The 25,199-nt window shown below is 58.9% G+C and carries 23 protein-coding genes; 9 read left to right on the forward strand and 14 right to left on the reverse strand.

Features of this window, described 5'->3' with window-relative positions; all coding sequences use genetic code 11:
• Positions 1-165 precede the first annotated feature (165 nt).
• The 4 genes from ACR3EM_RS14065 to ACR3EM_RS14080 are packed head-to-tail and all read left to right on the forward strand — an operon-like array spanning position 166 to position 4,927.
• Positions 166-2,556 carry an ATP-binding protein gene (locus ACR3EM_RS14065; protein ID WP_480471273.1) on the forward strand — a complete coding sequence of 797 codons (2,391 nt, stop codon included), beginning with the start codon at positions 166-168 and terminating at the stop codon, positions 2,554-2,556.
• A complete protein-coding gene (locus ACR3EM_RS14070) occupies positions 2,553-3,170 on the forward strand; it encodes a response regulator transcription factor (RefSeq protein WP_480471274.1) in 618 nt (205 codons plus the stop codon). Before ACR3EM_RS14065 ends, ACR3EM_RS14070 begins: the two co-directional genes overlap by 4 nt.
• Positions 3,167-3,916 carry a phosphate/phosphite/phosphonate ABC transporter substrate-binding protein gene (locus tag ACR3EM_RS14075; protein WP_480471275.1) on the forward strand — a complete coding sequence of 250 codons (750 nt, stop codon included), beginning with the start codon at positions 3,167-3,169 and terminating at the stop codon, positions 3,914-3,916. Before ACR3EM_RS14070 ends, ACR3EM_RS14075 begins: the two co-directional genes overlap by 4 nt.
• 6 nt (positions 3,917-3,922) lie before the next feature.
• Positions 3,923-4,927, forward strand: coding sequence for an aldose epimerase family protein (locus ACR3EM_RS14080; protein ID WP_480471276.1), 1,005 nt, complete (start codon positions 3,923-3,925; stop codon positions 4,925-4,927).
• Positions 4,928-4,937: 10 nt separating this feature from the next.
• On the opposite strand, the gene ACR3EM_RS14085 is transcribed toward ACR3EM_RS14080, so the two are convergent.
• From ACR3EM_RS14085 to ACR3EM_RS14135, 11 genes are all read right to left on the reverse strand, one after another.
• A complete protein-coding gene (locus ACR3EM_RS14085) occupies positions 4,938-5,390 on the reverse strand; it encodes an SRPBCC family protein (protein ID WP_480471277.1) in 453 nt (150 codons plus the stop codon).
• Positions 5,391-5,497: 107 nt separating this feature from the next.
• Positions 5,498-6,307 (reverse strand): XdhC family protein, encoded by an 810-nt coding sequence (locus ACR3EM_RS14090; protein ID WP_480471278.1) that lies wholly within the window; start codon positions 6,305-6,307, stop codon positions 5,498-5,500.
• A gap of 12 nt (positions 6,308-6,319) precedes the next feature.
• Positions 6,320-7,510 carry a vWA domain-containing protein gene (locus ACR3EM_RS14095; RefSeq protein ID WP_480471279.1) on the reverse strand — a complete coding sequence of 397 codons (1,191 nt, stop codon included), beginning with the start codon at positions 7,508-7,510 and terminating at the stop codon, positions 6,320-6,322.
• Positions 7,510-8,361, reverse strand: a complete 852-nt coding sequence (locus ACR3EM_RS14100; protein WP_480471280.1) for an AAA family ATPase — start codon at positions 8,359-8,361, stop codon at positions 7,510-7,512. The genes ACR3EM_RS14095 and ACR3EM_RS14100 overlap by 1 nt, the downstream gene beginning before the upstream one ends.
• 115 nt (positions 8,362-8,476) lie before the next feature.
• A complete protein-coding gene (locus ACR3EM_RS14105; RefSeq protein WP_480471281.1) occupies positions 8,477-10,894 on the reverse strand; it encodes an aerobic carbon-monoxide dehydrogenase large subunit in 2,418 nt (805 codons plus the stop codon).
• Positions 10,891-11,385, reverse strand: coding sequence for a (2Fe-2S)-binding protein (locus tag ACR3EM_RS14110; protein WP_480471282.1), 495 nt, complete (start codon positions 11,383-11,385; stop codon positions 10,891-10,893). Before ACR3EM_RS14110 ends, ACR3EM_RS14105 begins: the two co-directional genes overlap by 4 nt.
• Positions 11,386-11,397: 12 nt before the next feature.
• A complete protein-coding gene (locus ACR3EM_RS14115) occupies positions 11,398-12,231 on the reverse strand; it encodes an FAD binding domain-containing protein (RefSeq protein ID WP_480471283.1) in 834 nt (277 codons plus the stop codon).
• 139 nt (positions 12,232-12,370) lie between these two features.
• Complete coding sequence (locus tag ACR3EM_RS14120) at positions 12,371-13,453, reverse strand: MHYT domain-containing protein (protein ID WP_480471935.1); 1,083 nt, start codon at positions 13,451-13,453, stop codon at positions 12,371-12,373.
• 77 nt (positions 13,454-13,530) lie between these two features.
• Positions 13,531-14,529 (reverse strand): ABC transporter substrate-binding protein, encoded by a 999-nt coding sequence (locus ACR3EM_RS14125; protein WP_480471284.1) that lies wholly within the window; start codon positions 14,527-14,529, stop codon positions 13,531-13,533.
• On the reverse strand, positions 14,508-15,875 hold the full coding sequence (locus ACR3EM_RS14130; RefSeq protein WP_480471285.1) for a sensor histidine kinase: 1,368 nt from the start codon (positions 15,873-15,875) through the stop codon (positions 14,508-14,510). The genes ACR3EM_RS14125 and ACR3EM_RS14130 overlap by 22 nt, the downstream gene beginning before the upstream one ends.
• Positions 15,865-16,533 carry a response regulator transcription factor gene (locus tag ACR3EM_RS14135; protein ID WP_480471286.1) on the reverse strand — a complete coding sequence of 223 codons (669 nt, stop codon included), beginning with the start codon at positions 16,531-16,533 and terminating at the stop codon, positions 15,865-15,867. The genes ACR3EM_RS14130 and ACR3EM_RS14135 overlap by 11 nt, the downstream gene beginning before the upstream one ends.
• A gap of 109 nt (positions 16,534-16,642) precedes the next feature.
• On the opposite strand from ACR3EM_RS14135, the gene ACR3EM_RS14140 reads away from it, so the two are divergent.
• From ACR3EM_RS14140 to ACR3EM_RS14160, 5 genes are all read left to right on the forward strand, one after another.
• Positions 16,643-17,623, forward strand: coding sequence for a Bug family tripartite tricarboxylate transporter substrate binding protein (locus tag ACR3EM_RS14140; protein ID WP_480471287.1), 981 nt, complete (start codon positions 16,643-16,645; stop codon positions 17,621-17,623).
• A gap of 69 nt (positions 17,624-17,692) precedes the next feature.
• Positions 17,693-18,175, forward strand: a complete 483-nt coding sequence (locus ACR3EM_RS14145) for a tripartite tricarboxylate transporter TctB family protein (RefSeq protein WP_480471288.1) — start codon at positions 17,693-17,695, stop codon at positions 18,173-18,175.
• A 1-nt stretch (position 18,176) separates the two neighbouring features.
• Positions 18,177-19,688 carry a tripartite tricarboxylate transporter permease gene (locus tag ACR3EM_RS14150; protein WP_480471289.1) on the forward strand — a complete coding sequence of 504 codons (1,512 nt, stop codon included), beginning with the start codon at positions 18,177-18,179 and terminating at the stop codon, positions 19,686-19,688.
• A complete protein-coding gene (locus tag ACR3EM_RS14155; RefSeq protein WP_480471290.1) occupies positions 19,678-20,865 on the forward strand; it encodes a CaiB/BaiF CoA transferase family protein in 1,188 nt (395 codons plus the stop codon). The genes ACR3EM_RS14150 and ACR3EM_RS14155 overlap by 11 nt, the downstream gene beginning before the upstream one ends.
• A complete protein-coding gene (locus ACR3EM_RS14160; RefSeq protein WP_480471291.1) occupies positions 20,862-21,635 on the forward strand; it encodes a citryl-CoA lyase in 774 nt (257 codons plus the stop codon). The genes ACR3EM_RS14155 and ACR3EM_RS14160 overlap by 4 nt, the downstream gene beginning before the upstream one ends.
• A 9-nt stretch (positions 21,636-21,644) precedes the next feature.
• On the opposite strand, the gene ACR3EM_RS14165 is transcribed toward ACR3EM_RS14160, so the two are convergent.
• The 3 genes from ACR3EM_RS14165 to ACR3EM_RS14175 are packed head-to-tail and all read right to left on the reverse strand — an operon-like array spanning position 21,645 to position 25,149.
• Positions 21,645-23,132 (reverse strand): heme biosynthesis HemY N-terminal domain-containing protein, encoded by a 1,488-nt coding sequence (locus ACR3EM_RS14165; protein WP_480471292.1) that lies wholly within the window; start codon positions 23,130-23,132, stop codon positions 21,645-21,647.
• 10 nt (positions 23,133-23,142) lie between these two features.
• A complete protein-coding gene (locus tag ACR3EM_RS14170) occupies positions 23,143-24,381 on the reverse strand; it encodes a COG4223 family protein (RefSeq protein ID WP_480471293.1) in 1,239 nt (412 codons plus the stop codon).
• A 54-nt stretch (positions 24,382-24,435) separates the two neighbouring features.
• Positions 24,436-25,149 carry a uroporphyrinogen-III synthase gene (locus ACR3EM_RS14175; protein ID WP_480471294.1) on the reverse strand — a complete coding sequence of 238 codons (714 nt, stop codon included), beginning with the start codon at positions 25,147-25,149 and terminating at the stop codon, positions 24,436-24,438.
• Positions 25,150-25,199 lie beyond the last annotated feature (50 nt).

Below are 25,199 nucleotides of genomic sequence, written 5' to 3' on the forward strand. Positions count from 1 at the left end.
CTGGAATCAGGCCCCCCGATGATTAAGAGGAAAGCGAAACCAAACAGCAGGTGTCTATACGGTTGATTACGTATAGGCTCGGATTCGACGAATAGGGGAAAGAGGGCAACTGATCGCAGCCAAAGCTGTGGCATCGACCCGAACAGAAGGTCATTTGGACAGGAATTGAACTACGCTGGACAACAAGAACTCCGCCAGGAACAGGCCGAACCCGCCCGCAGACGCAGGTCGCTGCGTGCAACGCTTGCCTTGTGTCTGGGTGGTTTGCAGTTCCTCGCCATCTTGTCGGTGATCCTGTCGACCTTTGTCAGCTCGGAAAACGCGCTGTTGCGGCAATCGCGAAATTCGCTGAATGAGGTCAGCGTCAATGTCATCGGCCAGGTCAAAAGCTTTTTGAACCCGGCCCGGCAGGCCTTGGATGCAACGCGGCGGCTTGCGGAAAATGACGTGCTGGACATCAGCGATCCCAGCGCGCTGGAAAGCCATTTCTTCCAGCAGCTACAGGTCGCGCCTCAGCTTGCCGGGATGTATCTGGCCGATGCGACGGGCAGGTTTGTCTATGTCATGCGCGCCGAAGAGCCCGGACGCTATCGCACCAAGTTCGTTCCGTCATTCCTGCAGGGCACCGCTGAACATCCGGCCGATTTCCAATGGCGCAACGATCAGTTCACACTGCTGGAAACGGCCACCACCCAAACCGATACCTATGAGGCTCGCACCCGTCCCTGGTTCAGGATGGTTTCTGAGACCAAAGCACCGATTTGGACAGAACCCTACATATTCTTCACGGCACGCCAACCGGGGATCACCTACAGTGTGCCCATATTGGACGACGCCGGAGATATCCGTGCCATTTTGGGTGTCGATATCCAGATCGACGCCCTGTCCGGGTTTTTGCTGGACATCTGGTCCGAACGGCGTGGTGCAGCGCTGGTCCTGAACGAAGACGGTGCGGTTCTGGCGCATCCCACACTGGTCCTGATCCGGCAGGAGGCGCATATGGAAGCGCCTGAACTGACCCGTGTGGACCAGATCGCCGACCCCATCGCGCAAAAGGCATTCGGAGATGTGGTGCAAACCGGCCTGAGTGACGCTGACGGCCCTGTCCATACGGATTTCCAGCTGAACGGTCAGGATTACGTCGCGATGCTGATCGAAGTCTCGGAACCGGGGCTGCGCTGGCTGATCGGCCTTTATGCAGCCGAAGACAACTTTATCGGCGAGATCAAGAAAAACCGGACACAAGGCGTCTGGATCGCGCTGGCCATCGCCATTCTGACTGGTGCAATCGGGTTGGCCATGGCCGACCGGATCTATGCCCCGGTACGCACATTTGCCAGCCAGAGCCAGCAGCTGTCCAGCGGCGAGATCACCCCCGAGGAAGGCTTGCACAGCCCCTATCGCGAGCTGGAAGACACCGGCGCGGCGTTGACACAGGAAGTTCGACAACGGCAACGGTTCGAAACCGCCTATGGCCGCACTTTCGATCTGGCTTCGCGCGGGATGGCCCAGATCACCCCCGAGACGGGACAGTTTCTGCGCACCAACGAACAGCTATGCGACATCATGGGATATCAGCCAGATGAGCTGGAAAGGATGACACTGGCCGATATTCTACCTGAAGACGGCCAGCAAATCGCGGTCAAGTTCCGCGAAACGCTGCTACAGGATTCCGAGTTCATCGCGGAAAACCAATTCGTCCGCAAAGATGGATCGACCATCTGGCTGCGCGTGAATGCGATCCTGATCCGGGACGAGAATGGCGTCCCCGATCATGCTGTAGCCATCATCGACAATGTCAGCGACCGGAAACAGGCCGAAGACGAGGTAAGCCGCCTCAGCCGCGATCTGTCCCATGTGGCGCGGGTAAATCTGATGGGCGAGATGGCCTCGGGGCTGGCGCATGAGTTGAACCAACCGCTCAGCGCGATCTCCTACAATGTCGATGCGGCCAAGATCACGCTTGAGGAAATCGGTGATCCCGATCCTGAACTGAACGAGATTCTATCCGACATTGACCGTCAGTCGCGCCGCGCGGGGGACATCATCCGTGCCTTGCGGGACGTGGTGCGCAAAGACCGCGGTCGGCAGGCCCCGTTCGAGTTGGGCGGGCTGATCCATCAGACCGTCACGCTGATGGAGGGCGAGGCCAAGCTGCATGACATCAAGCTGGTCTATGACGAGAGCACCCTACCCGCTGTCATCGGCAACCGCACCCAGATCGCTCAGGTACTGGTCAACCTGCTGCGAAATGCTATCGATGCACTGGACCGGGATCCGGGTGAGGCGGGCCGGATCACAATCTCCACGCTTGTGAGCGAAGAGTGTGTCGAGGTTCGCGTCGAAGACAATGGGCCCGGCGTCAATGAGGATGTAACCCTGTTCAATATGTTTGATACCCAAAAGACCGACGGCATGGGATTGGGCCTGTCGATCTGCCGAACCATCGTCAAAGCCAATGGCGGCCGGATCTGGCACGACCCGACCGAGGGTACCGGCGCGCGGTTCTGTTTCACCTTGCGTCGCAGCGACCGGGCTGAGGAAAACACTTCATGACTCCGGAACCGCTTACCGTCTTTATCGTAGATGATGATGATGACGTGCGCATCGCCCTGTCCCGCTCGCTTGGCAAGCGCGGCATGAAGGTTGCGCATTTCCCCGATGCTCAGTCCTTTCTGGATCAGGTAGATGCAGATGCCGCGGGCTGTCTGATCCTGGACTACGGCATGCCCGGAATGGATGGGCTGGAACTGCAGGATCACCTTGTCCAACAGAACTCGACCCTTCCGATCATCTTCATCTCAGGCCATGGTGGCATTCCTGAATCGGTGCGCGCCACCAAGGCCGGGGCGATTGATTTTCTGGTCAAGCCGTTTGACCTGAGCGTGTTGATTGAGCGCATAGAAGCGGCCTGGGACGTGGGCGCAGGTCTGCGCGCAGAAAAGGCACACCGGCAGGCACTGGCAGACAAACGCGGCCTGCTGACCGAGCGGGAAGAGCAGGTGCTGCAGCATATCCTGACCCACCCTGCCCGCACCTCAAGCAAAGAGATCGCCGCCGAACTGGGCATCAGTCCACGCACGGTCGAGATACATCGTGGGCGTATTCAACAGAAGGTCGGGGTGAAAACCACCATCGAGCTTTATGAGCTGTTCGGACACATGCAATGATCGCCAGCCTGATGATGTATGCCCGCCCCCAGCTTGACGGCGCGCATGAGCGGTTTTGGACCCTGATCCGCAACGACCTGAGCCACGTGGGGATCGACAGCCCCGTACATTTGTCCCAGCAAGCCGAGGAGTTTTCGGTCTGGCAATCCTCCGATCTGGTGCTCAGCCAAACCTGTGGCATGCCCTTTCGCTTGTGGCTGCACGACAAGGTGCAACTGGTGGGCACGCCGGACTACGGCGTTGAGGGATGCCCGCCCGGCTATTACCGCAGCGCGCTGGTCGTGCGCTCTGATGATACACGCGAGGATCTGGCTGCTTATCAGGATGCGGTCTTTGCCTACAACCAAACCTTCTCGCAATCGGGTTATGCGGCGCCCTATTGGCACCTCGCCCCACGCGGGTTCTGGTTCAGGGATCAGCTCCAGACCAAAGGGCATCTGAACTCAGCCCGCGCGGTGGCCGAAGGCCGGGCAGACATCGCCGCGCTGGATGCAGTTTCGTGGCGTTTGATGCGCGAGCATGAGGATTGGGCTTCGAGTTTACGTGATCTGGACTGGACCGAACCCACGCCGGGTTTGCCCCTGATTACCGCAAAAGGAAATGACGCAGAGGCGATCTTTACAGCGGTTCAATCGGCCATCGGACAGCTGGATGCGACAGACCGGACAGCGCTTGGATTGCGTGACATTGTGCGCATCTCTGCCCAGCAATACCTCGCCGTCCCCAACCCTCCTGAACACGGCTAGATGAGTATGGGGTCCTACTCAAATGTCAGCGCTTTCGGACAGTTGCCAGATGGCCAGCCCATAGATCGCATCAAGCTGAAGAATGGCGGCATGCAAGCCTGCATTCTGACCTATGGTGCAACGTTGCAGGACCTCAGACTTGAGGACATATCGCACCCATTGGTGCTGGGATGGCCAACGTTGGAGGGATATCTGAACAGCAGCGCCTATCTTGGTGCCATCGTTGGACGCTTTGCCAACCGCATCGGTGGTGCACGATACGAGATCGACGGGCAGGTCTGCTACACAGATGTCAACTATCTCGGCAAGCACACGCTGCATGGCGGCCGCGAAGGTAGCGCCCATCTAGTCTGGCGGATCGAGGCGGTGAACGAGACTTCGGTCACCCTGTCGCTGGACCTGCCCGATGGCCACATGGGATTTGCTGGCAATATGGCTGTCCGGGCGACCTATTCACTTGATGCCGATCACACTTTGCGCCTGATGATCCACGCGGAGTGTGACCAACCAAGCCCCTGCAGTTTTGCGCCGCACAGCTATTTCAACCTCGATGACGACAGGACGATCGCAGGGCATGAACTGCAGATCAAAGCACCCAGCTATCTGGAAGTGGATGACGACCTTATCCCAACAGGGGCACTGCGCCCTGTGAAAGATAGCCCTCTGGATTTCCAAACGCGTCGACCGATCGGATCACAGGCGATCGACCACTGCTTCTGCACATCCAACGAACAGCAAGAGGTGCGACCTGTCGCATGGCTCTACGGTCCAAACTCAGAGCTTTGCCTGCGTCTTGCCTCAACCGAACCGGGGCTGCAGGTATATTCCGCCGCCACCCTGGATGAACCCAACCAGATTGGGTTACGCGGTCACCCCTACCGCCCGTTTGCCGGCCTGGCGCTCGAACCGCAGGGCTGGCCCGATGCACCGAACCAGTCCGGCTTTCCATCAACGATCCTGTATCCGGGTTCGGTCTACCGGCACGAGACCACGCTTCAGATCACGCGGTAACAGTGACACTTCAGGAAACGGTTTGCTCTGATACAACCTCTCCAAACTTGGTGAAGAACTTGCCCGAAAGCTTCTTGGCCGTTCCAGCAATCAACCGGCTGCCCAGCTGCGCAATCTTGCCGCCGATATCAACCTTGGCCGTATAGGAGAGGATGGTCTCGTCTCCATCTTCGGTCAACGTCACATCGGCCCCGCCTTTGGCAAACCCGGCAGCACCGCCCTTGCCTTCGCCCATCAGCGAGAACCCATCTGGTGCATTTGAGGTGTCCAGCGTCACCTCGCCTGAGAACTTCGCCTTTACCGGTCCGATTTTTAGTACGACCTTCGCCTCAAGCTGATCCGGGCCCGCTTGCGTCAGTTCTTCACAACCGGGAATACATTCGCGCAGCACATCGACGTCGTTCAGCGCCTGGTAAACGACATCGCGTGGGGCGCTAATGCGGATTTCATCACTCAGTTCCATTCGTGTTTTCCTTTGATCAACAACACCTTGGATAGACGCGCAGCGCCTCTTCCGTCGCTTCTTTCACACTTAGCTCAGGACGCGCAGGCCAGATCACCCGCACAAAGCTACGCCATCTTCTCATCATCACGACTCTCCTTCGAAGTATCGGTGTTTCGCCAGCGCACGATCTCGGCCAGGATCGAAAGTGCGATCTCATGGGGGTCGACCGCTTGGATATCCAAGCCGGCAGGTGCTTTGAGCTGCGCGGCCCGACCCTTGTCCAGACCGTTTTCAATCAGCTTGTCACACAGCACCTGCGCCTTGCGGCGACTGGCCACCATCGAAACACGCAGCGCCGGAGACTCCAACGCCGCCTTCAGCGCAGCACCGTCCCCATTGCCCTGCGAGGCCACAACTACGAAATCACGCACCTCAAGCCCCAGTGCAGGCAGATCATGCGGGTCAAAGCCGATCTGGTCTGGCCCCTCTGCGCCGAAGGGCAGACAAACCCGCAACCCGGCCAAAGTACCATGTGCCGCCAATGCCGAGGCGATCGGAGAATCACCGAAGATCACCAGCCGCGGCGCGTGTTGATATGGTTCAACCAGCAGATCCACCGTCCCGCCACTGGGGCATCCACTTTTGTATGTCTGCACGCCGTCAGGGTCTGTCATGGCCACCACCTTGTCCAAAGGCTTCACACGGATAATGCCCGGCTGACCGCTGTCCAGCGCAGCTTTGGCCGAAGCGCGAACAGCGCGCTGCACGCAGGCCCCACCTAAATGACCCAATATCCGGCCGTCCCGCGTGATCGCCGCCTTGGCCCCCGCCTTGGCCGAGGTCACATCCGCCGTGCGCAACACGGTGGCGACACAGAAATTCTCGCCACTCTGGCGCAGCTCCTCGATTGTGTCGAATATGTCGAAACCGGGCATGCAGGTCTCCTTTCACAACTTGCGAAACTGGGGTTCCAGCGCGGCTAGCGCCTCAAGCGTATTTGCAGGCAAGTGCGCATCCAGATGGGGCTGTGCGGCCTGCATCGCTGCAGCAACCGGTTCGTAGCTCGGCCACCCTTTCAGCGGGTTCAGCCAGACGATCCGCCGTGCCTTGCGCCTGATCCGTGCCAAAACGGCGCCCAGCGCGTCCGGGTCGGAACTGCAATAGCCGTCCGACAGGATCAGCACGATAGTCCGCCCGTTCAGCGCTCTCGCGCCATAACCGTTCAGAAAACTCTCAAGACTACCCGAGATATCAGTGCCGCCGCCAAACCCTTCGGCCATCAGCGACAAGCGCCCCGCAGCGCGCAGCGTATCGTGATCGCGCAACGCATCTGTGACCCGCATCAGTCGGGTATGAAACAGATAGGCATCTGCCTCGGTCCCGCTGCCAATCAATCCTTTGAGAAAGGCCAGGAACACACGGGAATAGACGGTCATCGATCCGCTGACGTCGCAAAGAGCCACGATCCGCATCGGACGCGGTGGCCGTGCGCGGCGATACAGGTCCATGGGTTCACCCCCACGCGCCAAGCTGGCCCGCTGGATGCGCCGCATATCCAGCACGGGTCCACGCAAAGCACGTTTCCGTCGCCGCGAACGACGATCCCGAATAGCGCGGGCGATCCGCGCAGCGACCAACTCCGCCTGTTTTAGACTCTGTTCATCCATCAATTCGCGCAAATCCCGACGCGACAGGTTGGCCGTTCGGGTCGCAATCAGCGTCCCGTCCATCCCTTCAGCCTCGCTGTCGCCCGGATCAGGAGTGGTGGCTGCCTGATTGGACTCCGTTTGGGTGTTATCCGTGCCCTCATCCGGGCGCTGCCAGATCATCGGTTTCGCTGACTGAACCTGCACATGTGCATTCTGTGCCAAACCCCCTCGTTGCTTCCCCACGTTGAACCAGTAGGCATCAAAAAGCTCATCAAAGCGCCGCCATTCCTCGGCGTCCCCCGCCAACAAGGAGCATAGCGCCTGACGCGCCTGGTTCGCGTTGGTCGCCTCAACCACCGAAAGCGCCGCCAAAGCATCCGCCGTTTCTTTCGACCCAACGCGCAGACCGTTCATCCGCAAATGCGCTATGAACCCTGACATACGATCCGACAGACCCGCAGCCCTTGAAGGAAAACGCGTCACCTGCATCACGCCACCTTCCCGATCAGACGGTCCATCACCTCAGGCGGTGCCACATTATAATCAGCAGCAGTCTTCAGCAGACAAACAAGGGTCGCCTGCACCTCATCCCGGGATTTCGCCAGATCGTTGACGCCCAATCCCGACAAGGCCGCAGCCCAATCGAGCATCTCGGCAATACCGGGCGTCTTCTCAAGATCTTCCTTGCGCAGTGCCTGAACGACCCCAATGATCTGCCGCGCCAAAACACCCTCAATCTGAGGCATCCGCGCCTGCAGGATCGCCAACTCTGTCTCCTTAGACGGGTAGTCGAGAAAACTGTACAAACAGCGCCGCCGAAGCGCATCCGACAAATCACGCGTCCCGTTGGCCGTCAGAATCACAATCGGCCGAACCTGTGCTTTCACAGTGCCCAGTTCAGGGATCGTGATCTGAAAATCCGACAGAATCTCCAAAAGATACGCTTCAAATTCCTCATCCGCGCGATCGATCTCATCAATCAGAAGAACCGGGGGCTTTTCTTCAGATATAGCCTCTAACAAAGGACGTTTTAGTAGATACTCGTCCGAAAACAATTGCGCCTCATGGGTTCCGCCCCGCGCTTCACTGGCCCGGATCGCCAGCAATTGCCGCTGATAGTTCCACTCATAGATAGCATGACTGGCATCCAACCCTTCGTAGCATTGCAGCCTGATCAAACGCGTATCCCGCCACGCTGCCACGGCCTTGGCGACCTCGGTCTTGCCCACGCCGGCGGGCCCTTCCAAAAGCAACGGCCGACCCAAAGCCTGCGCCAAATGCAACGCCATCGCCAATCGCTCATCGGCGACATAGCCCTGCACGACCAAACCGTTCTGCACATCATTCAAAGTCAAAACCAGGATCCATTCTTCATCTGGCTAAAAATATCCCGGGGGTCCAAGGGGGCAGCGCCCCCTTGCTTGGTCGGACCGGCCATAGCCGGTCCGACCTCAATCACCCATGCATCCCCAACCCATTGGCGATCTTCCAGATCCGCCAGTGGTCATGCGGCATATGGCTCTGCACCAACCCAAAAGGCCGGAATGCATCATGCACCGCATTCGAGAATGCAGGCACACCACCCACATTCGGGCTTTCGCCCACGCCTTTGGCGCCAATCGGATGGTGCGGAGACGGCGTTACCGTGTGGTCGGTGGTATAATTCGGCGTCTCCCACGCGGTCGGTAGGAAGAAGTCCATCAGCGTGCCAGTCTTCACATTGCCCATCTCATCATAGGCAATTTCCTGACCCATCGCGATGGCCAGCGCCTCGGTCACGCCACCATGGACCTGGCCTTCGATGATCATCGGGTTGATCCGGGTGCCGCAATCGTCCAGCGCATAGAACTGTCGGACTTCCCATTCACCGGTATCCACGTCGATCTCCATGACACAGATATAGGCTCCGAACGGATAAGTCATATTCGGCGGATCATAATAGCTGACCGCCTCCAAACCGGGCTCCAAGCCGGGAATGGCCTGATTGTAAGCGGCGAAGGCGATTTCTTTCATGGTCTTGAACCGCTCGGGCGCGCCTTTGACGGCAAAGCGGTCCACGTCCCATTCGACATCGTTGTCGTGGACCTCAAGCAGATAGGCTGCGATCATCTGCGCCTTGGCGCGGATCTTACGTGCGGCCATCGCCGTCGCAGCACCTGCCACAGGCGTTGACCGCGATCCATAGGTTCCAAGCCCGTAAGGCGCGGTGTCCGTATCGCCTTCTTCAAGCGTGATATCATCCGCGGGTAGACCAATCTCGCTGGCGATGATCTGGGCAAAGGTCGTGGCATGGCCCTGACCCTGGCTGATCGTCCCCAGCCGCGCGATGGCGGAGCCCGTCGGGTGGATGCGGATTTCGCACGAGTCGAACATGCCCAGCCCAAGGATGTCGCAATTCTTGACCGGCCCCGCACCCACGATTTCCGTGAAATGCGTCAGACCAATCCCCAGCAGCTTGCGGGTCTTGCCTGCCTTGAAATCCTCGATCCGCTGCGCTTGCTCAGCCCGCAGGCCCTCGTAGTCGACAGCTTTCAACGCCTTGTCCCAAGCGGTGTGATAGTCACCCGAGTCATACTCCCAGCCCAGCGCGGACTGATATGGAAACTGATCAGCCTTGATGAAGTTGATCCGGCGCAGCTCGGCCGCATCCATGTTCAGCTTGATGGCCAGAACCTCGATCATCCGTTCGATGAAATAGGCGGCCTCGGTCACGCGGAAGGAACAGCGATAAGCCACACCACCCGGAGCCTTATTGGTATAGACCCCATCGACGGCCAGATAAGCGGTCGGGATGTCATACGACCCGGTACAGATATTCATGAAGCCCGCCGGGAATTTAGACGGATCGGCGCAGGCGTCAAAACCACCGTGATCCGCAGTGGTATGGCACCACAGACCGGTGATCTTGCCATCCTTGGTCGCGGCGATCTTGCCCTGCATCCAGTAGTCGCGGGCAAAGGCGGTGGACATCAGATTTTCCATCCGGTCCTCAACCCATTTCACCGGCTGGCCGGTGACGATCGAGGCCACAACCGAGCAGACATAGCCTGCATAGGCCCCCACCTTGTTGCCGAAACCGCCACCGATATCAGGGCTGATCACGCGGATATTGTGTTCAGCGATCCCCGAGATCAGCGCAACCACGGTCCGGATCGCATGCGGGGCCTGGAACGTACCATAGAGCGTCAGCTTGCCGGTCACCTTGTCCATCGACGCCACGCAGCCGCAGGTCTCCAGCGGGCAAGGATGTGTGCGGTGGTAATAAACCATCTCTTCCGCCACCACATCAGCCTCGGCGAGAACCGCTTCGGTCGCGTCCTCGTCGCCTTGTTCCCAAGTGAAGATATGGTTGTGATGCTTGCGCGGGCCGTGGGCGCCTTCGGTCTGACCTTCCAGATCTTCACGCAGTACAACGTCGGATTTCAGCGCCTCGAACGGGTCGGTAATGACGGGCAGCTCTTCGTATTCCACCTCGACCAGCTCCGCCGCATCCGCTGCGATATACCGATCTTCGGCCACCACATAGGCAACCTCCTGGCCCTGAAACAGCACCTTGCCGTCGGCCAGCACCATCTGTTTGTCACCGGCCAGCGTCGGCATCCAGTGCAGACCCAGCGGCGACAGATCCTCGGCAGTCAGAACGGCAACGACACCGGGCAAGGCCAAGGCCGCCTCTTTGTTCACACTGACGACACGGGCATGTGCGTAGGGGGAGCGCACAAAATCACCGAACAGCATCCCGTCCAGTTTGATGTCATCGACATAGTTGCCCTTGCCTTGGGTAAATCGCACGTCCTCGACACGTTTGCGGGCGCAGCCCATGCCTTTGAGGTTGGCGGCGCGTTCTTCGGGGGTCAGAGTCTGGTCGTTCATTCCGCAGCCTCCTTCTGAGCGTTCAGCATGTCAGCCGAGGCCGAGATCGCCTTGACGATGTTCTGATATCCGGTGCAGCGGCAGAGGTTCCCCGCCATTCCAAAGCGGATGTCTTCCTCGGTCGGGTTCGGGTTCTCCTGCAGCAGACGATGCGCGCGGGTAATCATGCCTGGCGTGCAGAAACCGCACTGCAGCCCGTGATGTTCGCGGAACATCTCTTGCAGAACCCCAAGGCTGCCATCGTCATTGGTGAGGCCTTCGACAGTAGTGATTTCAGCTCCGTTCACCTGTGCCACAAAGGTTGTGCAGGATTTGACGGATTTGCCGTCGATATCCACGGTGCAGGCCCCACAATGACTGGTCTCGCAACCGATATGGGGACCGGTGATTTTCAGATCTTCCCGCAGGAAGTGAATGAGCAATGTGCGCGGCTCGGCCAGACCTTCGACCTGCTTGCCGTTCACGGTGAGTTTGACATGCATTTTTGACATGGTTTCCCCTCCTCAACCCGCGCGGCTTTGCGCACGGTCGATGGCGCGGCGCAGCATGACGGCGGCCACGTGTTTCTTGAATTCGACGGGGCCGCGATTGTCTTCGACCGGGTCGATGGCGTCGAGCATTGCGGCCACGCAGCCTTCGACATCACCGCCCGCCAAAGCGCTGCTCGCGCCTTCGGACCAGATTGGCGTGTCGGCCAGATTGGTCATCGCGACCGAGGCTGTGCCATTTCCGACCATCACAGCGGCGGCTGCAGTCGCATAATCTCCGATCTTGCGCTTTTGCTTTTCATAAGCCTGACCCACGCCTGCGCCCGGCACTGGAATTGAAATCCGGGTCAGGATTTCCTCATCCTCGCGCGCGGTGAAGTAGGCGGCCTCATAAAACTCACGCGCCGCAACGCTACGATTTCCATCGGGGCCAGACAGCTCAAACGTCGCATTCAAGCACTGCATCAACCCCGGCATGTCATTGCCCGGATCGCCATTGGCGACGTTGCCGCCGACCGTGCCCATATAGCGCACCTGAGGATCAGCGATCTGCAATGCCGCTTCGCGGATCAGGGGGATGGCCGTAGCCAGACCGTCATGGGTAATCATTTCGTGCTGAGTGACCATCGCACCCAACGTCACGTTGTCGGACCCGACCTGAATTCCCTTGAGTTCCTCGATGGCCTGAAGATCGATCAGATGGCCCATCTCGGCCATGCGCAGCTTCATCATCGGGATCAGGCTGTGCCCACCCGCGATCACGCGCGCCTCGTCTCCGTGTTCCTGCAAAATGCCGATGGCCGAGGCGATGTCGCCTGGCCGGTGATACTCAAAACCGGCTGGTATCATGTTTTTCCTCCCTGGGTCCGAGCGGTATGCCTTGGGGGCCCTGAGGTCAGAAAAGGACGGCGCACTCCGGCGTTCCAGAATGTAGAAACAGGGCGCGCAGCTTGTTTCACGAAATGCGAATAAGCTGCACGAGCTGCGATTAGACGCCCAGCGCCTCGCGAATATCTGTCAGGCGCGACCGGCTAACCGGTACCTTGGCCAATGCATCGACACCGTCGAAATAACAGGTGCCATTGTCCTTGTGACGCTCAAAACTTGAGACGTGTTTGGGGTTCACCAGATAACTGCGATGGGCGCGCAAAAAACCGTCGGGTTTCAACCGCGCTTCTGCCTCGGTTATCGACCATGGACAGAACAGTTTTTCGGCATCGATATAGAGGACGGTATAATGCCCTTCAGCCCGAATGGCGGCGATACTGGCGGGTTCGGTGAAAAAGGTCTGACCCTCACGCTCGAACGGGACACCGGCGCGCAATGTCGCCGGTTCAGGCGCAGGCTCACTACTTGGTTGTTCTTTTGGTTCGATGAACGAAATCCCGGTTAACAGAAAGGCACCACAGATCAGAAAAACCGAAACTGTGACACCCATCGCCAGAACCTGATTATCCAGCACTGGCCCTGCGCCACCAGCACTGTCGCTGGCGACGAAGTCAGTCAAACCGGTTGCAACGAAATGCATGGTAAATACGGCCAGCCCGAAGCAGACCGTTCCGAGCAGGATGTTGCGCTGCGTGCGGTTGCCGTAGGCGACCCAGATGGCCGCCACGGACAGCATCACCGAGGCCAGCGTCGAAAGCAAAACATCCAGAACATTGTAGACCGGGCGGCACAATTGCATTCCGGCCATGCCGATATAGTGCATCACCACGATCCCGAGCCCCACGATCACCCCGGACCCGATCATTGTCTGCGACGTGCGCGGGCGAAAATGCAGCAGCAGCAGTGCCAGCCCGACCATCAGGATCGCCACCAGAGCAGAGATCAGAGTGATCAGAGCGTCATAATAGAACAGGATCGGCAGTTGCAGACCTAGCATAGCAACGAAATGCATCGACCAGATCCCACCGCCCAGAATGACCGCCGCTAGGGCAACGACAAGCTTGCGTCGCTGACTGTCCAGCCGGGATGCGCCATGGGTCAGGTAGAGGCCGGTGAACCCGGCCATTAGCGCCACGGCCAATGAGGCCGCCACAAGCCAGGCGTTATGTGAATAGTCCAGCATTTGGGTTGTCACGCCCTCCCCGACGCGAGGGCGACGTTAGCAAACGGAATCGCCCGGTACAATCGGTGCTGGCATCACTATTGAATAACGGCGTTCTCCCAGGCGGATATGAATTTTCTGCGTTTCAATACATCCAGATAGGTCAGCAACGCCGGGTTCAATCCGATTGCTTCCTGCTCACCGTCGGCGGACGCAGACAAGACTGGCAGTGGTGGTCGCTGTGACGATTGCGCTGTGCCAGTAATCAGATAACGCACGAAAGCTTCGGCAACTTCAGGTCTTTGTGTCGCCTTCGAAACCATGACCGTTCGCATCATCGTGGTCTGGAAATCCGACGGCAATATAATCTCAAGCGCGTCTTTGCCTTCGGCCTGAACCGCCGCGTAGCTACCCAGCACGTTATAGGCAACGAGAATTTCTCCGTCGGCCAGATCGCGGATCATGTCCCCGGAACAGCAATACAACCGGACATCCAGACTGCCCATTACCTCCATCAAACGCCAATAAGTTTCCGACACGCGCGCATCCTGCGTGGCAAACAGATAGCCCAGCCCGGACTGCCGCACATCATAAGTACCGACCTTACCCCGAAACGTCTCGGGCCGTTCACGCAGCGCCTCGATCAAGCCCTGACGTGTTTGTGGAATGGGCTGACCTTCGAAGGCGGCGCGGTTTACCACGATGGTGGCAGGCTCGGAAGTGAAGGCAAACAGACTGTCATGCCACTGCGCCCAAGTGGGAACAGGCATATCGTCCAGTGGCAGCGCAAAACCGTCATTGGTGAGCTTCAACTGCAAATCCATCGCACTGGAAATAACGATATCGAATGCATCAGGCGTCGCACGTACGCGCTCATAAATATCGGCAGTTCCGGAAACCAAATATTCGACACTAACATTGGGATTTCTGGTTACAAAGTCCTCGATGAACGGTGCGAATAGAACGGTGTCGGTACTTGATATGACACGCAGAGGCGCACCCTCCGCCCCATCGTTGAACAGCTGACGATCCTCCCAGTCCTCGGCCGCTCCGAAACTCGGCAGCAGAAGCAGGATCAGAGCGATAAAGTAACGCATGCGCCGCCCTCTGGTTGATTGGTCAAAACGAGCGTGCCGCCATGCGCGGTCGCCACGTCCTGCACGATGGTCAGACCCAGACCCGAGCCGATGGTTCCGGTGGCATTCTGGCCCCGTTCAAAGCGGCGGGTCAGCATGCCGATCTCATCGGGCGGAAATCCGGGGCCTGAATCTTTGACGCTGATCTGGGTCTGAGGCATTGCGGTGACATTGATTTCGACCGTGCTGTCGGAGGGCGCGTATTTCAATGCGTTATCGACCATATTGCGCACAGCGTTCTGCAGCAGGATCGGATCGCCCGAGTACCGCACCGATGCATCACCTATCAGAGATAACGAGAGGTCTTTCATCTCGGCGATGGGCGTCAAACGCTGCACAAGTTCATGGGTCAGGGCGACAAGATCAAGATCCTCTCGTTCCAGATGATCGGCGCGAAATGTGATCATGGCATGATCCAGCAATTGCCCTGCCGCCCGAGAGCTTTCGTCGATGGCACGCACCATCGCGCGCAGGGCTTCCCGGTTTTCCTTGCGTTCAACACGTTGCAAGGTCGCCTCGGCGTAGGACCGGACGGTCGCCAAGGGCGTGCGCACCCGATGCGCCGCCTCAGCGATGAAATCTTCCGACTGGCTGAGGGACTGATCCAATCGCCCCATCAATGAATTCAGCGAAGACACCAAAGGGGCCATTTCCTTGGGCACCGGTTTTCGGAACGGGCTCAGGTCCTGTGGTCCGCGACGGGTCACCGAGGTCGTCAGCTTGTTCAGCTGTCCGATGGTTGCGGTTGTGACCCAGAAGGACAGGGCTGCTGTCAGTATGAAAAACCCGATCCCCAGAAAGGCCGCGTTACGCGAAATCTGATCCAGCGTTTCGGCCAATGCATCCTGTGTCTGCGCAAGTGCGACCTCGATCTCTGTCTGACGGCCCAGACCGACCAGAGTGCGACTGGCATTGACTTGCCGAATGCGCTCGCCCCGCAACTCGCCCGCACCAAAGGTCCAATTGCCGTCATCCGTGTCTTGAGCGACCTCAAGATCCTCATACCCCGATATGAACGCACCATCCTGATAGATCGCATAGAAAACCCGGTCATCCGATGGCGTCGCCAGCATGGAAAATGCGGCATAGGGAATATCGATCTCAAGCTGCCCGTCGCGCAGCGCCGCCGCATCGAGGATCGACGCCGCCGAGGCACCAAGGATGTTGTCCTGCCCCTGCTGCGCCACTTGTGCTGCATAATTTCGAACCGCGAAGAACAATAGAACAGCCAGCAGCGCCGCGCCGCTGATCAGTGCCAGCACAAGACGATTTCTGAGCGATCCTGATACAGCCGGGCTAACCGTCATGATCCAGCCTGTAGCCCAACCCGCGCAGGGTGGTGATTTTCAACTCGGACTTTTCAAGGTGCTTGCGCAATCGGCCCACATAGACCTCGATCGCGTTATCCGAGACGTTGTCGTCGTAAGAAAACAACCTGTCGGCCAGCTTCTGTTTCGAAAAAACCTGCCCCGGCGCGTTGATGAACAGCTCCATCATTCGCAGCTCGCGGTTACGCAGGGATATCGTCTCACCCCGGACTGACAGATGGCCGGCCACCGGGTCAAACACGATCCCGCCGACCTCAATCCTTGATTTGGCAATTCCGGATTTACGGCGCAGAACGGCCCGGCACCGGGCCTCCAATTCGGCATGATCAAAGGGCTTGGTCACATAGTCATCCGCCCCCAGATCGAGCGATCCGATTCGATCCGAAACCTGACTGCGCGCGGTCAGAACGATGACAGGCGTATCAGGATCACGGGCCCGATGACGCTCCAGAAAGTCCCGCCCGTCCCCATCAGGCAGCATGATATCCAACAGGATCAGGTCGTATTCCTCGATCTCGGCATAGGCCGTCGCATCGTCCAATTTTGCTGCATGATCAACGACATGTCCATCCAGACGCATACGGGCACACATCGCGTTTGCGAGATCCAGATTATCTTCGACCAGAAGGAATTTCATGAGGGTGGGGGCGTATCCTAACGCGTGACAGGTTGATGTCAGGTTCGTGTGGTTAAACTTCCCAATAATCTGAGCCGCCCCGCGGCCGGATGTCAAATGGGAGGACATCATGACAACATTCAAACTGGGCCGTCGCGCCCTGATCGCAGCTGTGGCCGCAGTCGGCCTGACCGGCCCCGTGCTGGCGCAGGACCAGGTTGTGGACAGCATCCACTTTCTGATCCCCGGCGGTGCTGGCGGAGGCTGGGACGGCACCGCGCGCGGGACCGGAGAGGCGCTGACAAATGCGGGCCTTGTCGGCACCGCGTCTTACGAGAACATGTCGGGCGGCGGCGGCGGTAAGGCCATCGGCTATCTGATCGAAAACGCCGAAAGCAATCACGGAACCCTGATGGTGAACTCGACGCCCATCGTGATCCGGTCGCTGACGGGTGTATTCCCGCATAACTTCCGCGACCTGACCCTGGTGTCAGGCACCATTGGCGACTATGCGGCCATCGTGGTCGGTAAGGACAGCCCGATCAACTCAATGGCAGACCTGCTGGCTGCCTATGATGCGGATCCAGGTGCTACCGCAATCGGCGGCGGTTCGGTTCCGGGCGGCATGGACCATCTGGTGGCAGCCATGGTGATGGAAGCGGCTGGCAAAGATGCGCTGGGCGTCAAGTACATCCCCTATGATGCAGGCGGTAAGGCCATGGCGGCGCTGCTGTCTGGTGAGATCGCGGCATTGTCGACTGGCTTCTCGGAAGCTGTCGATCTGGCCAATCAGGGTGAGGTGAAGATCATCGGCGTCACCGCCGAGGAGCGCGTGGATGCCGCCCCGGACGCACAGACCATGAAGGAACAGGGGATCGACACCACCTTCGTCAACTGGCGCGGTTTCTTCGCAGCCCCCGGACTGCCTGAGAACAAGCTGGCTGCCTATCAGGACGCCATCACCAAGATGTATGAAACACCCGAATGGGAAGAAGTACGTGCGCGGAATGGTTGGGTGAACATCCACAACTCGGGCGACGATTTCTCGGCCTTCCTTGAAGATCAAGAAAAGCAGATCAGCGATCTGATGAAGAAACTGGGCTTCCTCTAAAGGCGGCTCCGGCAGAGCGGGCCACCGCTCTGCCCCAAAACACACAACAATAAGATGGGAGGGGACACCATGGCGCTGGATCGCTGGATCGCGCTTGTTCTGCTTGGGATTTGTCTAACCTACGGTTATGCGGCCTGGTTTACGATGGACGGCAGCTTGCCCCCTTTCATGCAAAGAAACCCGATTTGGCCCAGTACCTTCCCCAAGGTTCTGTCCATCCTCGGGATCATCGCCTCGACGATCATCCTGCTGGGCTTTGAAAAAAGCGAGCTGAAAGAGGCGGATATCGATTACCGACGTCTGGGCGAATACCATCTGGGTCAGGCGATTTCGCTGCTGGTGCTGATGGTCGTCTATGCGCTGTGTTTGCGCCCGGTCGGCTTTCTGATCGCCACCTCGGCCTTCCTGATCCTCGGCTCGTATATTCTGGGCGAGCGCAAGTGGCACATCATGGTGCCCGTGGCTCTGATCGCAACCGGAGCAGTCTGGTATCTGGTTCAGGAAGTTCTTGGAATTTACATGCGTCCCCTGCCGGGCGTGTTCGGAGGCTGACATGCTCGAAGGACTTCTGATCGGCCTACAAACGGCCTTTTCGCTTCAAAACCTGCTGATGGTCGTCGCGGGCTGCCTTATTGGCACATTCATCGGCATGCTGCCCGGGCTGGGACCGATGTCGATCATCGCGATCATGATTCCGGTCGCGATTTCGATGGGAGACCCATCCGCTGCTCTGATCCTGTTAGCCGGGGTCTATTACGGCGCGATTTTCGGGGGCTCGACGTCGTCCATTCTGCTGAACGCGCCGGGGGTCGCGGGCACGGTGGCCTCAAGCTTTGACGGCTATCCGATGGCGCGACAAGGCAAGGCCGGGAAAGCTCTGACCATCGCTGCAATCGCAAGTTTTGCTGGTGGGACGCTGGGTGCAATTCTGTTGATGGTGTTCGCCCCTGCCCTGTCGTCGGTCGCGCTTTTGTTCCATTCGGCTGAATATTTCGCACTGATGGTTGTGGGCCTATCTGCGATCGCCGCCTTCGCGGGCTCGGGTCAGGTAGCCAAGGCACTGATCATGACCATCCTCGGCCTGATCATGGCCACCGTTGGCGAAGGTGCGTTGTTCAACCTGCCGCGCTTCACCATGGGTATCATGGATCTGCAATCCGGCTTTGGTTTCATAACGCTGGCCATGGCGATGTTCGCCTTACCTGAGGCCCTGTTCCTGGTCCTCAAACCCAAAGACCTGCAAGGCGATGATGGCGAAATCAAAGACCTGCGCATCACGAAAGACGAGGCAAAAGCCATCGCTCCGGTCATTGGCCGCCAATCGACTCAGGGATTCTTTATCGGCGTCCTGCCAGGCGCGGGGGCGACCATCGCCAGCTTCCTTGGCTATGCGGTCGAGCGTAACATTGCCCCTAAAGAAGAGCAGGAAGAGTTTGGAAAAGGCTCTATTAAGGGGCTTGCAGCGCCTGAAGCGGCAAATAACGCGGCTTGTACCGGTTCATTCGTACCGCTGCTGACACTGGGCATTCCTGGATCGGGAACCACTGCCATCCTGCTTGGCGCGCTGATCGCGCTGAACGTCACACCCGGTCCGCGTCTGATGATCGATGAGCCGCAGATCTTCTGGGCGGTCATCATGTCGATGTTCATCGGCAACCTCGTCCTGCTGATCCTGAACCTGCCGCTGATCCCCTACATCGCCAAGGTGCTCGCCGTTCCGCGCAACTATCTGATCCCGTTCATCCTGTTCTTCACTTTGATGGGGGCCTATATCGGGCAGAACAACGCCACAGAACTGCTGATACTGGTCGGGTTCGGGGTCTGTGCCACGGCACTGAAGTTTGCAGACTATCCACTTGCTCCCTTGCTGATCGGCTTCATCCTCGGCGGTATGATGGAGGATAATTTCGCTCGCTCCATGCAGCTCTACGACGGTATCGCCTTCATTTGGGAACGCCCAATGACGCTGGGCTTGCTGGTCATCGCCGTGCTGTTGGTTCTGCTGCCAAGCTACCGCGCACGTCGTGCAAAGGCGCGGGCGGCAGGCGTGGCCGATGGCGACTGAGCCGCTCTCGGGGGTCCGCGTCCTTGACCTGACCAATGTTCTGGCGGGCCCCTATTGTTGCTACCAACTGGCGCTGATGGGGGCCGAGGTCATCAAGGTTGAACGCCCCGGAACCGGTGATCTGGCCCGCGAGCTGGGCGCGGATCCCGACCGGAACAAGGCCGGAATGGGCATCAGCTTTCTGGCACAAAACGCCGATAAGAAGTCTGTCACGCTAGACATGAAGGCCGAGCAGGGAAAGGCACTGCTTAAAAGGCTGGTTCAAACCGCAGACGTTTTGGTTGAGAACTTTCGCCCCGGTGTGATGGACCGGCTGGGGCTGGGTTATGAGGTCTTGCGCGCTGAAAATCCCAACCTGATCTATTGCGCGATCAGCGGGTTCGGTCAGAACGGTCCACGCCGTAACGATCCGGCCTATGATCAGATTGCCCAGGGCCTCAGCGGAGTCATGTCCATCACCGGCGCGCCCGATACAGCGCCTTATCGCGTCGGCTATCCTTTGGCGGATACCGTAGGCGGATTGACTGCAGCCTTTGCCATCAGCGCGGCCTTGAACGCCAATCCACGCGGGGCGTTTCTCGATGTTGCCATGACCGAGGCTGTTATTTCGACAATGGGATGGGTTGTTTCGAACTACATATTGGGGGGTGTTCAGCCGGGTGCCCATGGCAACGAAAACACGACCTCAGCCCCGTCAGGAACCTTCGCCACATCCGACAGCCCGATCAACATCGCGGCCAATCGGGATGAACAGTGGCTGACCTTGGCGAGACATCTGGGCCGAGAGGATTTGCTAACCCATCCCGACTATCAGACTCGCGAAGATCGCAAACAAAACCGTCATGCCCTTCGGCAAGAGCTCGAACGCACGTTGATCACCCGACCAGCCACAGATTGGGTTCGCGAATTGAACGCGCTCGGCGTACCTGCAGGGCAGGTTTTGACGGTGCCTGAGGCACTGTCGGATGATCAAATGGAGGGCCGGGGGTTGATCGGAACTCTCTCGGCTTACGGTGAAGACATGCGTCTGGCGGGCAGTCCGGTGGTCATGGATAGCCAACGCAAGATGCCCCAAACCGCCCCACCCGTACTTGGCGCCGACAACGCTGCGATCTGGTCCGAGCTGGGCTTGTCAGACGCCGAGATCGACGCCCTGCAGAAAGAGGGAATCATATGAGTGACGTGGCCGACTGGTGGCAGACGGCCATCATTGATATGGAACCTGGGCGGATTGCATTGCGTGGTCAGCTGATTGAAAACCTGATCGGCACAGTTGGCTTCGCAGAAATGATCTGGCTGATGGTGCGTGGTGACAGGCCAACATCCGCACAGGCCCGATTATTCGAAGCAGCTTTGGTCGCAGCCGTGGATCACGGCCCGCAAGCCCCCTCAATCGCGACCGCGCGGATGGCGGTGACCTGCGGCCTACCTCTGAACAACGCCATGGCCAGCGCAGTCAATATGTTGGGCGACGTCCACGGCGGGGCCGGAGAGCAAGCGGTCGAGCTATATCATTTCATAGACACCCACTCCGAGGACCTGGATACCGCGTTGGATGACTGGACCGCGCTTAGCGGAAAGATTCTGCCCGGCTTTGGCCACAGGTTTCACACTCCAACCGACCCGCGCGCGCCGAGACTGATGGAATTGGTCGAACAAGCCGTCGAAGTAGGGGCTTGCGAAGGGCGATACATGAAAATCGGGCGCGCTGTGGAAGCTGCGCTTTGGCGACGAAAAGGGAAGCCGGTTCCGATGAATATCGATGGGGCCACCGCCGTCATCTATGCCGAGCTGGGTTTTGCCCCACCCCTTGCGCGCGGTCTGTTCTGCCTGTCACGTTCGGTCGGAATTCTGGCGCATGCATGGGAGCAGATGCAGCAAGGTGGGCGCAACAAAGGACCCACCCCGCCCAAATACCGCTGGACCTATACCGGCGAAACTTCCTAGCGCAAACCGCTAAGCCCGTTTCTCTTCCTCAACTTCAACCGGCTCGGCGCTGACCTCAATCACCTCTTCCGCCTCGGGCGCTTCGGCTTCCGGTTCATCTTCGGCCTCAGACTGATCCTCCAGCGCGCCCACGATCAGCGGCAGCATATGCACACCAGTCGCGCTTGCGATCTCGGGCGTCTGGGGCGTTTGCCAGCTGAGCGTATCGAAGCTGCCGCAGTTTTGGCAGACCGGGCCCCATTCAGGCTGAATGTCATGGCAGTTGTCACAAACCCATTGCGGCCCGCGTGGCGCATTCAGCGCTTTGGCCAGCCAGCCCTGCACCACCGCGTTCGAGGCACCCTCACCCCGCTCAATGGCCGCCATCAGCGTATAAGCGCGGGCATCGCCCTGCTTTTCAACCACATCGCCCAGCGCACGACGCGCTTCGGGGAAATCCTCGGCCACGATGTTCAGCTCGGCCAGGATCAGGCGGGTTTCCATGTTTTCCGGGTGGATGCGCGTCAGCGCGGTAAACCGCTTGATCCGTTGTTCCGGCGTTTCTTCGGGCGCGATTTCAGCAAAGGCATGGGCAAGATCGGGGTGCGGCTGCACCTCCCACGCTTTTTTCAGAATCTTGGTTGCAGCCCGCGCCTTGCCCTTTTCGATATAGGCCCGCGCCGCCATCGCGGCAGCGGGCACCAGATCGGGTGACAGGCGGTTGGCCTCAATCGCGTGTTCCTGCTGTTCGACCGTCGCCCCGTCTGCCAAAATCTCTTTGGCCTCGGACAGGGCCAGAACCGCATCACGCCGTTTGAACACGTCACGCGGCAGGTGACCCGCCTTCAGCTTTGATGTCAAAGTCGACCGCGCCCCGGCCCAATCCTGCGCCTTGGTCTGCAGGTTCAACAAGATATCCTGCGTTTCCTCATGGCGCGGTTTCAGCGCCAGCGCCTTTTCGGCCAGCTTGCGCGCGGTGTCATCATCACCCGAAGCCAGCTTTTGCTTCATGATCCCGCGCACACCCACGAACCGCGTGGCATTGTTAGTTACCAACTTCTTGTAAGTCTCTTCCGCCTTCTTGGTATCACCCGTCATCTCGGCGGCCTGCGCCACCAGAAGGTTAGTCAGCTCAGGCTTGTTCAACAACTTCTCGGCCTTGCTGGCCTTGGTCATCGCCGTGCGCCCTTCGCCCGAGGCCAGCGCCATCAGCCCATCCGCCAGCGCCTGATACCCGCGCTGCTCGCGGCTGCGGTCGAAATACCGGGAAAGGGCTGTTTCATCTCCATTCAGGAATTTCAGCGTCGCTATCAGCAGCGTCAGCAGCTTGAAGAACAGCCAGACCGCAAACACCAGCACGCCCAACGCGATCACCGATTGCAGCGGCCCCAGCGTGTATTCGGTGCCCGCGACGGTGATCTGCACCCCACCACTGGTTTCCATCAGGTACCCGGCACCTATGGCCAGCAGACCGATAATCGCAACAAAAACAAGGATCTTTAACAATGACCACAGCATGGCAGGTCCTTCAGTTCGAGTTCAGGCTTGAAGCCAGCGTATTTGCAGCCTCAACAGCCGAGAGCCGCGTTTGTGCCGCCTGCGCCCAATCCGCCAACGCGGTCTGCGCCGCTTCGGGCAAAGAGTTCAATTCGCTCAGCACCTTGGACAAATCACCATCCGACAGCGCCGCCTGAGCGCGCGACAGGACTGCATCCGGATTGTCACCTTCTTGCGGGGTGACCGAGCGCGCGCCGGTCTGACGCTGCAGAAATGCGACCAGGCCGGTGCCCTTATTCGCATCCCGCGCATCCGCCAATGCCGTCCGCGCCGCCGGAGCGAAAGAGGCGCGCAGGGCTGAGATCGTCTCGACGCCGTTATCCGCCGGCCCGGCCAAAGCATCCGGAACGTCAACACCACCCGCCTTTAGTTCGCTAACCAATTCTGTGTACGGCTGACCCGCATCCAACTGGCCATGCAATCGCGACAGGATCGCGGCATTGGTCGCTGCGCGCGCCTCAGCCGAGGCTTTGGCCTCAAGCGCCTGCGCATCAGATACCATCTTCTCAACTTCGCTGCGTTGCGCGGCCAGCGAATCCTGCAGTTTTTTCAGTTCAGTCTCAAAAGCAGCGGCGGTTTCAGGCGAAACGCCCGCCTCAATCGGATTCGCTTCAAGCGCTGAGAGGCGGTCTCCCAACGGTTTGACCTGCCCCGCCAGCGTATCAACGCTGGATTTCACCGAACTCAGATCCGTTTCAACGGGCGCAAGCTTGTCTGAAAGCGCTTTGATCTGATCGGTCAGGGCCGAGACATCCGGGCCGTCGCTCAAGGAGCTAGTCAGCTTAGCGATCTGATCCGATTGATCCGCCAACTTGGATTCAAGTGCGGCAATCGCATCCGCGCTGTCGGTCCCTTGAGAAGAAAACCCACCGCTGCCCAAGGCAAATCCGATCCCGGCAGCAACAACACCACCCAGCAAAGCCGGCACAAACCCACCGCGCTTTTCTACGGTGCGTTCGATCACTTTCTCTTGCGCGGTTTCTTCTGAGGACGCAGTCGTTTCGACGGCTTCGGCTTCGGCTTCGGCTTCGGCTTCGGCTTCGGCTTCGGCTTCGGCTTCGGCTTCGGAAGTTACCTCATCTGCAGCCTCTTGCGCGTCAACAGACTTCTCATCCGAAACGGCAGTGCTTTCGGCCTCGGTAGCTTCTGCCACCTCTTCAATTTTGGGGTCTTCGACCGGTTCCTGATCGGGTTTTTTCTTATCAGCCACCGCCTTATTCCCCTTATCGATTCCAAAAACACATGAACAACAGACCAGACCAAGTTAATCTGCACCCGGCGCGCTCTCAACCCGCATCGCATGTTTCACAAGTTTTTTAACGGCTTTCTGCATTTGGTCCGGACTCGGCTCATTCGCGATCCTCAAACTCTCGAAAGCCAAGGATTTAAGGGGTTCCGCCGTTGCATCGCTGATTGCAGCCAACCACAGAGGCGCAGTCCCGGCCCAAACCTCGGCAAAATGTCGCGCCGAGCGGGGTGAAAAAAGAGGGGCAATAACCGGTTGGTTGCCTTCAGCCGCTAAAGACGCCTCATCGCTCAGCGGCAACAAATGTTGCTGGTAAACCGGCTGTTCACGCGTGGTCAGGCCCGAACCGGTCAACCGTTCAGCAATATTGCCGCGGCTGTGTTCTCCGCGCAGATGCAACAATGGGCTGCCGGGTCTGAGGCGTAACAGGCCCGCGACCAACTCTTCAGCAGTTGCGCCCACCATTTGGGCCATCCAACCTGCGGTTTTCGCCGCTTCTGTGGTTGACGGACCCACGCACCACGCGGGCAGGTCTCGATCTACGCCCAGCGCGGCCGCTGCGTTGACTCCGTTAGCCGAGGTAAAGATCAACCCGCCGATACCGTCCGTCTCTACCGGGACGGCCATGGGTCTGATCTCCAACAGTGGGGAAACAAGAACCGAGACCTGCGATCTGACGCGGTCCGGTAGCTGCGCGACGAACCTGTCAGAGGCGGCACGCGGGCGGGTCATCAACAAATACAACTATCGGCGCCTTCGGCCTTGGGATTGTTTGCATCCGC

It is taken from the genome of Ruegeria sp. AH3 (assembly GCF_056536265.1).